Source organism: Shewanella sp. Actino-trap-3 (genome assembly GCF_002836275.1).
Classification (GTDB): domain Bacteria; phylum Pseudomonadota; class Gammaproteobacteria; order Enterobacterales; family Shewanellaceae; genus Shewanella; species Shewanella psychromarinicola.
The window spans coordinates 404,214-416,504 of the sequence record NZ_PJCE01000001.1 but is presented as its reverse complement, the minus strand read 5'-3'; the positions used below and the strand labels follow the sequence as shown (position 1 = coordinate 416,504).

Here is a 12,291-nt window from a genome sequence, read left to right as displayed (position 1 = left end):
CGTCAACTGAATGTCGACCTCGTCATTGAAGAGAACGTTGCTGACGCAATAATACTTCAACGTGAAGCTAGCTTTATCGCCAATGCCATTAAACTGGCTTCAAGCAAATCGATAACCATCTCAAACCCTCTTTCACCACCATAATATGGATCAGGTACTTCTTCGACTAACGAATCACCATAGCTTAACATCAACTGTAATTTATAACGCAAATGGGCAGGACATCGTTCGGTCAAATCAGCTAGATTAGCAAAATCTGCCGCTAGAATTAAATCAAATCGATCAAAGTCGTCATCTAGCACCTGTCGTGCTTTCATTCCCGAAAAATCAAGTCCGCGCTTATTACCAGCAATAATACTGCGCCGGTCAGGAGAATGACCTTGATGATAGGCAATAGTACCAGCAGAATCGATTTCCAGCTGAAGTGGGTAGTGTTTTATTTGCTGCCTAAATACCGCCTCTGCCGTCGGCGAACGGCAAATATTGCCCATACATACAAAGAGGACGGAGTTTACATTTAAAAGATCTTTATCATCCATCATATATAACCGCCATTATCTCCAGTTTCAATTCATCACTGACTCTGGGGCCTATACCTTAAGCGCATTTTTCATCACTTAGCCTTGTTCATTTGAGCTTTACATTAACTCACGGCTCAACATGTCACAGTGGTTGAATGAATATGACATGTTATTGTGACGGCCTTTCTCGTAAAAAGGAGGCAAATCTTGGCGTCCCTTTTTGAGTAAACCCTAGATACTGATAAGTAATTATCGACCCCACCAAGGGTGGATTTTCTCGTTGTTTATCGCTTAGACCACTGCCAACATTAAACACCAATCCTGCGGGCGTTTTTACCACCAGAGCGCCCAGCTTACCTCGATACTTACCTTTTCCTTGAGTATGGCCAATCACCACAGCTTCAGCATCATACTTGGGCTTTAGTTTAATAATATACTCACTACGCCCCACTGCATAATGAGCTTGCTGATAATGTAACATTAACCCTTCCCCACCAGCATTAACAACGCCATCTAGTATCGTAAACAGTGCTTCGGTTGAAGCCACAGTTTCCTGCTTAATAACCTGTAGATGAGTGGAAGCGGTTTGTTCTACCATCATTTTCATCGCAGAATAACGTTCACTAAAGGGCCCAGGATGCTGTGGTAAGTCAAACATCATAAACCTTACCTCCTGCCATTCTTGATCGGGTACTTGTTGACGTCGAACCAATGCAGAAATCTGCTCGAAACGATTTCGACCTAACCATAGTTCACCGTCAATGGCCACATGAGGAAAGCCAAGAGTAAACGACGCAGGTAAAGCCACTTTTCTGCCGCTACGAGTCAGCATGTTACTACCATCCCAATAGCCTCGAACGCCATCTAGTTTTTCACTCACTAAATACTCAGCCACCACTGTGTCTTGTTGATATTGAGTTGCTAACTGAATGGGCGGTGTGGATAAAACTTCACTGTTTGTAGGTAAACAATACAGTGCAACAATCAGCGAAAATAAAAGAGTGGGTATCCTACGCATATGCAATCCTTGCTTTTAATTAAATCCATATAATGTTTATTTCGCTTTCGTTGAAAAATTATGTTGTTCCTCGATAAGTTGTACCTATTGGCCACAAGGCGCTTTCCAAGTCATACCAATAAAAACCTTTAATACATAATCTTACCTGTGATAAAAATCACAAATTCGTACTTATCGAGATCCTATCGACGTTAAATTGAATATATTAAAGCCTAGTACAAACAGCAGAATTATCCAATCAATGCTACAGCCTACTCTGATACCCATTAACCCGTGATGAGGCCATCATGAACTCACTAAAATAGGTGTTTTCTTTTCCCTGCGACACATCATTAAGGTTAAATTAACCTCAACTCAGGCTAAGACGTGGGGTTGGTAAGCTAAGCGCAAACTCTTTAACCTAATTCATATCAAACTTGTCATTTGCTTTACTAACAAAACGGATTGACGCGATAATAGTGTACCTATTGCAAGTCAATTCAACGCAGATACCAAGACAAAGAGCTGTTTGATAACCTTTTATTATTCCAAACTGAGATTAAATTACTACTGGAAGCATATGAACGGAATGTTACAATCTACGCAAATAAAACCCAAAAGATAATTAACAAAATGAAACCAGAGAATAATCACGGTCTAAAACGCGTTTTTCGGGCTACGGGATTTTCAATGAAAGGTCTGATGTCCGCGTGGAAAAATGAAGCGGCATTTAGGCAAGAAACCGTGCTTGCTTGCATAATGTTACCCATTGTACTGTTGATCAACATCAGCACACCTGAGCGTATTTTGCTTATCATGACCGTGTTAATTGTATTGATTGTCGAATTGTTGAACTCAGCTATTGAAGCCGTTGTTGATCGTATTGGTGATGAGATCCACCCTCTCAGTGGTCAGGCAAAAGACATTGCTTCTGCAGCAGTATTTATCAGTTTAGTATTGTGCGCGCTCACCTGGAGCATCATTATTTGGCCATTACTGTTTTAATAACAGCCATGCAAAGATTAATCAGCGCATTTATCAGTTTTCAAAATTGAAATGGCTTGTTCAATATAAGAAATTCTTTCATTTTTGGCCCAATAAGCCGCATACACATGTCGATAGATACATGGTGCATCATCCACGTTATATAAGGCGCCATTGTCTAAAAAAGGTCGAATGAGAGCTTCAGGTAAAAAAGCGCACCCACCATTATTGAGTATAAAATCCAATGCCATACGGGCAGAACTTGTATGCAATACCGGTAAAGGCAACATGGTAAAATCTTGAGCATGAGTAATATTAAACGCGGTACCCCAGTCTACTTTTATATAAGGTAAAGAAGGTGTTTGATCAAGCGTGATCCCCTGTTGTTTGGACACTAAGTACAATTTGATTTGAGCAAGCTTAACTAATGTTACCCCATCAAGCTTTGGCGGATCGAAAGTAATCGCAATGTCTAAGGTGCGCTCAATAAGTTGGCGAGTCATTACCAATGCCGGCAAGACATCAGTTCTTAAGGCCACGCCTTCCAAGCGTAAATGTAATGGTTGTAACAAACCTTGTAAAAATGCATCCCAAATATTATCCCCAGCAGACAAAGCCAACTGGGCACTGTGCTGCTGATTTAAAATAATATCTTGTTTTGCTCTTTCCCAAGCATTAAGCACCGCTTCAGCATGGCCAAGCATTCTTTCGCCTGCGGGGGTTGGCTGAATATTGTTACGCAAACGTTCAAATAGCGCTATACCCAAAATATTTTCTAGCTGTTTTATCCTAAAACTGACAGCGCTTCGGGTTAGGTAAAGATTTTCAGCCGCTTTACCAAAATGCCGAGTGCGAGACACTTCTAAGAAGGTTTTTAATAAATCTGTATCCATAAAATTTGTTTACCATTAGGGACAAAATATTTTGATTTAAAAAATGATAATACTAGCCAATACTCCAGTTGCAAATCTTTATATCTCATAATCTAGAAGGTATTAGCCATGTCTGAGCAATCATTTATCAATGCGAAACAGGGTATTGATGCTAACACCAATGGTCACAGCAACAGTTTCCTATCGACTAAACGTTTCTATGATGATGCAAATTTCCCAAAAGGATTTAAGCGTTGTGGTGATTTTACCAGCAAGGAGGCTGACTTGCTTGAACAACATGGTCAAGCAATGAAAAATTTAGCCGATGGATCACAATTACCTCGTAATGTCGACGAAGACCAATTTATTAGCGTTATACAAGGTACATTACCCGCAACAACACCAATGGAGTTATTGTGGTCTAAGTATTGTCGTCTAGCAAAAGGGAAACCGTTTTATGCGGTTTTAGGGACTATTAACACGCCAGCAAGCGCTAAAGTTGAAATTGAAGTTGAATTTGACGATGTTGAAGAGGATGTTTCTGACACCGATGAGCCAGAATAAATCCTATATTAACGGTTAAAGCAGTCTTTTACAGCCTTAACATTTACGCAACAACAGCTAAAAAGTAGAGTCAATATATTGCTCTATTTTTTTTGCTTTGTCACATAATTGTCACTCACTGCAGTTAACGTCAATGCTCTGGCGCCCCCACTACATCACACTCTGCCGCAGAAACGATTACTTTATGTCTTTAAGATCAAACTACGAACGAAAACATGATTTAGCGCAATAATCCTATACAAATACTTCACATTTAGTAACAAAGTGCTAGTATACCCACTGAAGAATTTGTCCCATTTATTTAACTTAATGTTTATAACTCTGTATTTGATGCCCTGATTTTAGTTATCGGTGCAGAGTAGATTAAGTCATAAATTCGACAGCAGCATTTTATGAGACGTATATCCTGTGACATAGAAAAATAAATGCGGAGTTTCAATGATAAGATCTTTTTTTTGTATAGTGTTATTGATATTCGGGACTCGTGCCGCTTTGGCAGAGACGGATCTATCAACTGATAGCTCAACTGACAATTATACCCTCGATATCGGTATCTTCTATGCTAATTCTGATTCAAACTTCATCGCAACAAGCCCTAAAACAGGCGGGACATTCCCAATTGATTTTGAAGATGAACTTCTACTAGCTGAAGAACAATATTTACCCTACTTTGAATTTACTTTCTCTTTCAACCAACGTCATAGCATTTATATTGATTGGAAATCGTTGGATCGCAAAGCTGACACAGAAACAGTATCGCAAGATTTTATCCTTGAAGATATTGACGGCAAAGATTACCTCATTGAAACTGGCTCGAAACTGAGTACCGAACTCAATATTGATATTCTACGCATTGGTTATGGTTATGACATCTGGCAAGGTACTCATTACGCAGTTGGGGTGTCAGTTGGTTTACATGCCATGTTTATCGAAACAGCCTTTAAAGGCACTATCGGTATTTGCATCCCAGATTCAAGCTTAAGCAGTTTATGCACCAATACGGTAGCCACGCCAGAAGTTGTAGACGAAACGCTCACGGCGCCATTACCAGACATTGGTGTTTACGGCTCTTACGAGTTTTATCCTGGCTGGACATTTGATGCACACGCACAGTATTTTGCCCTCAAATATGATGATGTCGATGGATCATTAGTCGATGTCCGTTTAGGTGTTGAAGCTAAATTTTGTGATAACTGGTCATTAAAACTGGCTTACAACTATTATGATGTCGATGTCACTATCAAAAAGACACGTAATGTCGGTAATATTGAACAACGTACTTTTGATTACAATATTAATTACAGCTTTACCGGCCCAATGTTTGCGGTCTCTTACGTGTTTTAATATCACTCTAGTCCCCCCAAAAGCATCTTAGGATGCTTTTTTTGTGACATCTCTCGTGATAATGCCATAGTAAAAACCCCGTTATTCTTGTTATATTCAACTCAATTGTAGATTTTTTCAAAGTCTTTTCTTAGCCCAGTTCATGAGGCACTTAATGTCGAACACTCTACTGCAAACCGCTGCAGCCAATTTGAAAAAAGCAGTTCCGTTAATGTTAAAATATAGAATACCCACCACGCCAACAAACTACGCGCTTTGGTATGCTTACGTGGGCGAACAGAACCCGTTACTCAACCAAGAGTTAGATATTGCGGTTAAACAGAATCAAACCTGTTCACCAGTAACCAGTGAATTATTATATCGTAAGCATGTGGCGGACCCGGTTGAGCTCAATGTACGCGAAATGCGTAAAAATCTTGATGCGATGGTATGTGAATTATCTCAGTCACTCAAAGACACTAATTCAGACACCGAAACCTTTCAAACCCAAATTGATAAAGATTTTAAAAAATTAAGCAACCTTGAAAACCAAGGCTTCTCGCTTGAACAAGTTATTGGCATTGTCAGAAATATCGTTAAAGAGTCTTCCAGCATCCGTTCTAGTACCGTGAGTTTTACTGAACAACTACAAAAAGCCCAGTCTGAAATAGATACGCTCAAAACACGTTTAGCAGAATCAGAAAAAGACATGCTATTTGATGCCTTAACCAATGTATTAAATCGCCGCGCATTTAACGATGATATTGAAGCGCAAATTAGTTCAGATCCTGCAGGTACCTGCTTGATTTTGATTGATATTGATCACTTTAAAATATTCAACGATAATTTTGGTCATCAACTCGGCGATTTAGTCCTGAAAACGGTTGCGAAACGGACCCAAGAAGCGTGCCGCGACGGAATTAAATTGTACCGCTTTGGTGGTGAAGAGTTTGCCATCATTGTGCCAAGCAGTCAGTTTAGAGTCGCCAGACAACTTGCCGAAGCCATTCGCAGAGCGCTCGAGAAGCTCAGTGTCAAAGACCGACGCAATGACAAAGTCATCGATTCAATAACCGCCTCTTTTGGCGTGGCTGAATGGAAACCAAAACAAAATGTATCTCAATTGATTGGGGCTACAGATACGTTACTTTACGAAGCAAAACGCTTAGGTCGTAACCGCGTGATGCCAATCGCAAACTAACACAACCTCAACTCGGGTTGATAGATGAATTAAGTACGTGACAATCCAAATATTAACCCTGTAACAGATTCTGTGTAACGACCTATTTCGTATCAAACTGGCCATTTGTTTTGCTAACAAGGCATCTTCACCTGTGAATAGCCGTCAATAGTAGGCCAATGGTAGGTCGGTACAAGTTTGATCGCAGAACAAAGGAATGTTTGATAACCGTTTATTATCCAGAATTGAGGTTACTATGGTAATTTAAGATAATGCGCCGCATTTTCGGCTGTGGGATCGGTTAAGTAAGGCACATAGCCCAAAAATGGACCGCGCATCATTTGTTGTAAGCTGTCGAGATTGTCGTCAATAAAAGCCATATCAGCATCCACTTGATTTGCCGCCCATCCTGCTATCGTTAACCCATCTGCTAGCACAGCTTCTTGAGTTAATAACGCATGGTTTAAACAACCTAGTTTCATCCCTACGACTAAAATAATTTCGACGGCAGATGTGGCTTCTGAATTTGGAGTCAATCTCGCTTGTAGCAGCTTGGCTTGCAGTAACGTGATCGTGTCAGACAAATACTCGCCATTACCCAAGGGTAAACGCCAGCCACCAGCACCTTCAATTAATACAAAATCAGCGCTTTGCATCGCTGGGTGATACATAGTCTCAAGCACACTTTGTGCACTTAATGTTTGTTTAGCTTGTTTGGCAGCAATGTGAGGTGCAATAGCCGGTTCAAAGCAAATAGGATTAACCACTTGATAGGCAAAATCCATATTCGATTGTGCCATTAACATCATCGCATCTGGGTTACGCAAGCCATTTTCAGTGTGTTCACATCCTGATGCTATAGGTTTAAAACCACATTTATTGCCTTGGGCTTTAGATAACAATGCCGCTGAAATTAGCGTTTTACCACTGTCGGTGTCGGTGCCTGTCACAAAATACAGCATAGCTTCAGCCTCGTTTCGCGTGAATATACGCAATTTGATAAGTTAATGGTAACCCTTTATTGGTGCGTAGGGTTTCTGCTAACGCCACCCGTTGCTGCCATTGTTGCTTGGTGAGTGCGAGACGTTCTTTGCCAGTACTTTGTTGGTCAAATGACGCCCCAACACCTTTTATTGAATATAGTAAGCTGCGTAAATCATCAAAATAAATGCTGATACTATTAACGTGAATATTAACGCTATACCAGTCATTCGTGGTGGTTTGAGATGAGATAAATGCCGCCTTAAGCGCTGATATGGAATCAAATTGGTTTACTCTAAAACCTAAGTGCTTTAGCTCAGCCAAGCTGCCATCAACAACCACACTAAGATGACATTCGCCGCCGGGTCGTAATACTCGATGAAACTCAGAAAACGCATTGGGTAATGTTTGGCACCACTGCAAGGCTAAATTGGAATAGATGCTGTCAATGGATCCGCTTTGTAAACCCAATGCTTGTGCGTCACTGCAAAGGGGTAAATAATCGGGGTGTTGTTGCACAAGTTGAGCAAGCATCCCATGAGCAATATCAACGGCGACAACCTGTTTTACCTCATTAAAAGCTTTAAAACATGTACCAGGGCCGGCTCCAACATCAAGCAAGGTGCCAAATAAATGCGCTTGTTGTAACAATTGCTGAGCACTCATGCGCTGCAACACATCATGTTGCTTGTAATGAGATGCGGCTATTGAAAACTTTTTTGCAACCGGATTATCTAACGTCATGGAGTTTCTCAAAGATACGATTTATTTAGTCACTGATGGTGGTGCTAATACTGCTTGCCGCGAGGTATTATCATCATGTTGATCAATAAGCTGAGCCACTGCGCTCACGAGCGCACGAATATCACTGCCTTGATGCTGTACATTTAAGGTGATCCGCAAACGCGCCTGATCTTTGGGCACTGTTGGTGAGCGGATCGCACCAACCAAAAAACCTTGTTGTGTTAACTGTTGAGCAATTGTCATCACGCGATGATTATCACCGATCATAATCGGCTGAATAGCTGTGGTCGAAGACGTTATGGCTAATTGTTGCTTCTGTGCAAGATCTCTGAAGAGCGCGATGTTAGCCGTTAATTGTGCCAATAACTGTGGGTGATCTTGTTGCCAATTTATAGCGGTTAATGCCAGATGAGCATTAGCCGGAGACAACGCAGTTGAATAAATATATTCACGAGAAGTCGCGACCAAATAATCAATCACATCTTGTGAGGCTAAAATTGCCGCGCCTTGACAGCCTAGTGCTTTACCAAAGGTGACCACTTGAATATCGACCTTATCGGCATTAACAAATGAGCGAGGTAATACCCCAAAACCATGGGCATCATCGACAATCAACCAAGAGTTATGTTGTTGACATAAGGATGAAAGTTCAGCAATAGGGGCGATGTCTCCATCCATACTAAACACACTTTCGGTAACAACAGCGCTATGAGGGTTACGTGCAATAATGCGCGCTGCACTACTAATATCATTATGTAGAAAACGCCGAATATTACTGCCACTGTCTTTTAAGCCATCGATGACTGAGGCATGTACCAACTTGTCGGCAATAACCGTATCGTCGGCACTAAACAGGGTTTTCATTAACGCGCTGTTGGCGCTAAAACCTGAGCTAAATAGCATACAAGCTTGATGGCCAGTAATCTCACATAGGCGCTGCTCGAGTGCCAAATGGGCTTGGCCATAACCACTCACAAGAGGTGATGCCCGACTGCCGACACCAAACTCTTGTGCTCCAGCATAAAGTGCTTGGGCTAAAGCGGGTTCATGGGCTAAGCCTAAATAATCATTATGGCTAAAATCAATTGTCGCATGTGGCTTGGTTGCCGACACATGTCGTTGGCGTAAAAGGCCCGCGGCCTGCTGCTCAGCCAGCGTATCACTTATCCGCTGGGTTAATGGATGTTGTCCCATAGCAGGTTGGCCTATTAACGTCATATTAGATCACAACGCCGCTGCATCAAAAAACTGCTTGGTCGACTTATCTTGTTTAGCACTGGCTTTGGCTAATAAGGCACTGTCGGTTTCGATGTTGGCTTGTGGGCCTTGTTCGGGATGTAACCCTAAACGACGAAATAAACTCATGTCATCATTTTCTTCCGGATTAGACGTCGTCAACAACTTGCAACCGTAGAAAATTGAATTAGCACCGGCAAAGAAACACATTGATTGCAGTTCATCACTCATGCTTTCACGACCTGCAGACAAGCGCACCCGCGACTTAGGCATAAGAATACGGGCCACTGCAATTGTGCGGACAAACACAAGTGGGTCAAGATCATCAATATTTTCAAACGGCGTTCCAGCCACTTTAACTAACATGTTAATAGGCACTGAATCTGGATGTTGTTCTAAATTAGCCAGTTGTTGTAGTAAACCTGCACGATCAGTGGCGTCTTCGCCCATGCCAACAATCCCGCCCGAACACACTTTCATCCCCGATGCTCGCACATTTGTCAGCGTATCTAAGCGGCTTTGATAAGTGCGAGTGGTGATAACTTCGCCATAATATTCTGGCGAAGTATCCAGGTTATGGTTGTAATAATCTAAACCGGCATCGGCTAATTTGCTGGCTTGTTCTGGCGACAACATGCCTAATGTCATGCAAGTTTCCATGCCTAAGGCACGGACATCTTGTACCATTTGAGTTAAATATGGCATGTCTTTGTCTCGCGGGTTACGCCAAGCGGCGCCCATGCAAAAGCGTGATGCACCAGCAGCTTTAGCGCTTTTAGCCTCAGTTAATACTTTTTCAATTTCAAGTAAACGTTCTTTTTCAAGGCCAGTATCGTAACGCGCGCTTTGTGGACAATATTTACAGTCCTCAGGGCATGCACCAGTTTTAATCGATAAAAGACGACTGATCTGCACTTCGTTAGGGTCAAACATCTCTCGATGAATGCTGTGTGCTTTAAATAATAAATCATTCATAGGCAACGCAAACAATGCTTCAATTTGTGCTTTTTTCCAATCCTGACGAATTTCAGCTAACGACATGGAGCATTCCTTTATTTTTATTTTATGTTGGCTAGGATACCCTGAGCCCGTAAACTGTCAACGCAGTAGCCACTTCACGCTTTACTAGCGGTTAAAAAACGAGCACTTATAACTATGGCACTTTCCGACGTAAACAGCACTATCGATTACGCTTTCGATGCACAACATATTTGGCACCCTTACACCTCTATGACCCAGTCTTTACCTGTATATGGGGTGGTTTCAGCTCAAGGTTGTGAGCTGATTTTAGACAATGGCAAAGTGCTCATTGATGGCACAAGTTCGTGGTGGTCATGTGTGCACGGGTATAGTCATCCGACCATTGTCGCTGCAATGCAACAACAGCTTTCACAGCTTAGTCATGTGATGTTTGGCGGAATAACCCACCAACCCGCCATTGAAGTGTCAAAACGTTTAGTGCAAATGACCAGCGCAAATCTAACCAAAGTATTCTTAGCCGATTCAGGCTCAATTGCGGTAGAAGTCGCATTAAAAATGGCACTGCAATATTGGCAAGGAAGACAACAGCCACAAAAACAACAGATCATGACCGTGAAAAACGGTTATCACGGTGATACCTTTGCCGCAATGAGCGTATGCGATCCAGACGGTGGCATGCACACCATGTTTGGTAATAATGTGACTAAACAAGTATTTATCCCTGCGCCAACGTCTAAGTTTAATGAACTGCTTAATCAAACGGATTTACTCGCTTTAGATGCTGCATTTGCACAACATCACCATGATATTGCCGCCGTGATTATCGAACCCATCATGCAAGGCGCTGGCGGAATGCGTTTTTACTCCCCGGCTTATCTAACTAAACTTCGTCAACTGTGCGATCAATACCATGTACTACTGATCTTAGATGAAATTGCCACCGGATTTGGACGCACAGGCAAACTGTTTGCTTATGAGCATGCCAATATTGAGGCGGATATCATGTGTGTGGGTAAAGCCTTAACCGGCGGCTATATCAGCCTTGCTGCCACCCTGTGCAGTGACGAAGTTGCCAATGGTATTAGTGACTCACCTGCGGGTGTGTTTATGCACGGCCCCACATTTATGGGTAATCCATTAGCGTGCGCCGCGGCAACAGCCAGTTTAGATTTACTGCTTCAAGGTGACTGGCAACAACAAGTTAACGCCATTGAAACCCAACTCAAGCAAGAACTCGCAAGTGCGATTGATTTACCTCAAGTGAACGACGTCCGTGTGCTCGGTGCTGTTGGCATTATTGAAATGATCAATACGGTCAATACAGCCCAATTACAGCAAGCCTTTGTTGAGCTGGGCGTCTGGGTAAGACCGTTTAATAAATATATTTATCTGATGCCGCCCTACACCATCAATGCAGCTCAATTAAGCAAGCTGACTTCGGCGATGATCACCGTCGTAAAAGGCATTGATGCTACGCCAGTAACTGCTCAATTTATTAGTCACGGTTAATCGCATTCAGCTAAATTCTTTTTGTCAATGAGACACGCTTGTATCAGAGACTGAATTAACCTCAACTCGAGATAAGAGATGGGATAATCGGTGGGATAAGAGATGGGATAGATCAATAAAAATGGCGTAGGGTTAAGTCTGTAATATCAAACTTGCCATTTTTTGCTAACGATCTGTTTGATAACCGTTTATTATCCCACCTTGAGTGAGTTACGCCCCACTTAGCGAAAAATCCAATCGTGCCAATAAAGGGGCTTTTTAATGACGTTGTCGCGCAAAACATGCACCCGTTCTCCACTAGCTAATTCATCTTTTACTTGCAACTGCGACACTAAACAATATCCGCACCCTATTTGACCATGTTGACAAAAACGTCAGATATGGACACGCGGCATGTAA

12 protein-coding genes are annotated in these 12,291 nt (G+C 42.0%); 5 read left to right on the top strand and 7 right to left on the bottom strand.

Translation table 11 applies throughout. The features are described from left to right. Positions 1-56: 56 nt before the first annotated feature. Positions 57-542: a low molecular weight protein-tyrosine-phosphatase gene (locus tag CXF80_RS01860; RefSeq protein ID WP_101030622.1), complete on the bottom strand. Its 486-nt coding sequence runs from the start codon at positions 540-542 to the stop codon at positions 57-59. 148 nt (positions 543-690) lie between these two features. Beyond that, positions 691-1,539 (bottom strand): DNA ligase, encoded by an 849-nt coding sequence (locus CXF80_RS01855; RefSeq protein ID WP_101030620.1) that lies wholly within the window; start codon positions 1,537-1,539, stop codon positions 691-693. Positions 1,540-2,151: 612 nt separating this feature from the next. Between CXF80_RS01855 and CXF80_RS01850 the strand changes: the two genes are divergently transcribed. Continuing rightward, a complete protein-coding gene (locus CXF80_RS01850) occupies positions 2,152-2,523 on the top strand; it encodes a diacylglycerol kinase (protein ID WP_101030617.1) in 372 nt (123 codons plus the stop codon). A 17-nt stretch (positions 2,524-2,540) separates the two neighbouring features. Here the strand turns inward: CXF80_RS01850 and CXF80_RS01845 are convergent, their stop codons facing one another. Next, positions 2,541-3,395 (bottom strand): LysR family transcriptional regulator, encoded by an 855-nt coding sequence (locus CXF80_RS01845; protein ID WP_101030613.1) that lies wholly within the window; start codon positions 3,393-3,395, stop codon positions 2,541-2,543. Positions 3,396-3,503: 108 nt separating this feature from the next. On the opposite strand from CXF80_RS01845, the gene CXF80_RS01840 reads away from it, so the two are divergent. From CXF80_RS01840 to CXF80_RS01830, 3 genes are all read left to right on the top strand, one after another. Further along, on the top strand, positions 3,504-3,938 hold the full coding sequence (locus tag CXF80_RS01840) for a DUF413 domain-containing protein (protein ID WP_101030610.1): 435 nt from the start codon (positions 3,504-3,506) through the stop codon (positions 3,936-3,938). 438 nt (positions 3,939-4,376) lie between these two features. Next, a complete protein-coding gene (locus CXF80_RS01835; protein ID WP_101030608.1) occupies positions 4,377-5,282 on the top strand; it encodes a hypothetical protein in 906 nt (301 codons plus the stop codon). A 154-nt stretch (positions 5,283-5,436) separates the two neighbouring features. After that, positions 5,437-6,462: a GGDEF domain-containing protein gene (locus CXF80_RS01830; protein ID WP_101030605.1), complete on the top strand. Its 1,026-nt coding sequence runs from the start codon at positions 5,437-5,439 to the stop codon at positions 6,460-6,462. Positions 6,463-6,695: 233 nt separating this feature from the next. Here the strand turns inward: CXF80_RS01830 and bioD are convergent, their stop codons facing one another. Genes bioD through bioB form a run of 4 tightly spaced genes read right to left on the bottom strand, consistent with a single transcriptional unit; the run spans position 6,696 to position 10,443 of the window. Beyond that, a complete protein-coding gene (gene bioD / locus CXF80_RS01825) occupies positions 6,696-7,400 on the bottom strand; it encodes a dethiobiotin synthase (protein WP_198554801.1) in 705 nt (234 codons plus the stop codon). 7 nt (positions 7,401-7,407) lie between these two features. After that, entirely contained in the window at positions 7,408-8,166 is a 759-nt protein-coding gene (locus tag CXF80_RS01820) for a methyltransferase domain-containing protein (RefSeq protein WP_101030599.1), read from the bottom strand. A 21-nt stretch (positions 8,167-8,187) separates the two neighbouring features. After that, entirely contained in the window at positions 8,188-9,360 is a 1,173-nt protein-coding gene (locus CXF80_RS01815) for an aminotransferase class I/II-fold pyridoxal phosphate-dependent enzyme (protein ID WP_443019080.1), read from the bottom strand. 30 nt (positions 9,361-9,390) lie between these two features. Further along, positions 9,391-10,443 carry a biotin synthase BioB gene (gene bioB, locus CXF80_RS01810; RefSeq protein ID WP_101030593.1) on the bottom strand — a complete coding sequence of 351 codons (1,053 nt, stop codon included), beginning with the start codon at positions 10,441-10,443 and terminating at the stop codon, positions 9,391-9,393. Positions 10,444-10,557: 114 nt separating this feature from the next. On the opposite strand from bioB, the gene bioA reads away from it, so the two are divergent. Next, the gene (gene bioA, locus CXF80_RS01805) at positions 10,558-11,892 is read left to right on the top strand and encodes an adenosylmethionine--8-amino-7-oxononanoate transaminase (RefSeq protein ID WP_101030590.1); all 1,335 of its coding nucleotides are present in this window, start codon (positions 10,558-10,560) and stop codon (positions 11,890-11,892) included. Positions 11,893-12,291 lie beyond the last annotated feature (399 nt).

What these genes read in the sequence shown, in the direction of transcription:
- CXF80_RS01845 (WP_101030613.1), bottom strand. Translation starts at nt 3,395, where the DNA reads ATGGATACAGATTTATTAAAAACCTTCTTAGAAGTGTCTCGCACTCGG.
- CXF80_RS01815 (WP_443019080.1), bottom strand. Translation starts at nt 9,360, where the DNA reads ATGGGACAACATCCATTAACCCAGCGGATAAGTGATACGCTGGCTGAG.
- CXF80_RS01820 (WP_101030599.1), bottom strand. Translation starts at nt 8,166, where the DNA reads ATGACGTTAGATAATCCGGTTGCAAAAAAGTTTTCAATAGCCGCATCT.
- bioA (WP_101030590.1), top strand. Translation starts at nt 10,558, where the DNA reads ATGGCACTTTCCGACGTAAACAGCACTATCGATTACGCTTTCGATGCA.
- CXF80_RS01855 (WP_101030620.1), bottom strand. Translation starts at nt 1,539, where the DNA reads ATGCGTAGGATACCCACTCTTTTATTTTCGCTGATTGTTGCACTGTAT.
- CXF80_RS01830 (WP_101030605.1), top strand. Translation starts at nt 5,437, where the DNA reads ATGTCGAACACTCTACTGCAAACCGCTGCAGCCAATTTGAAAAAAGCA.
- bioB (WP_101030593.1), bottom strand. Translation starts at nt 10,443, where the DNA reads ATGTCGTTAGCTGAAATTCGTCAGGATTGGAAAAAAGCACAAATTGAA.
- CXF80_RS01850 (WP_101030617.1), top strand. Translation starts at nt 2,152, where the DNA reads ATGAAACCAGAGAATAATCACGGTCTAAAACGCGTTTTTCGGGCTACG.
- CXF80_RS01860 (WP_101030622.1), bottom strand. Translation starts at nt 542, where the DNA reads ATGATGGATGATAAAGATCTTTTAAATGTAAACTCCGTCCTCTTTGTA.
- CXF80_RS01840 (WP_101030610.1), top strand. Translation starts at nt 3,504, where the DNA reads ATGTCTGAGCAATCATTTATCAATGCGAAACAGGGTATTGATGCTAAC.
- CXF80_RS01835 (WP_101030608.1), top strand. Translation starts at nt 4,377, where the DNA reads ATGATAAGATCTTTTTTTTGTATAGTGTTATTGATATTCGGGACTCGT.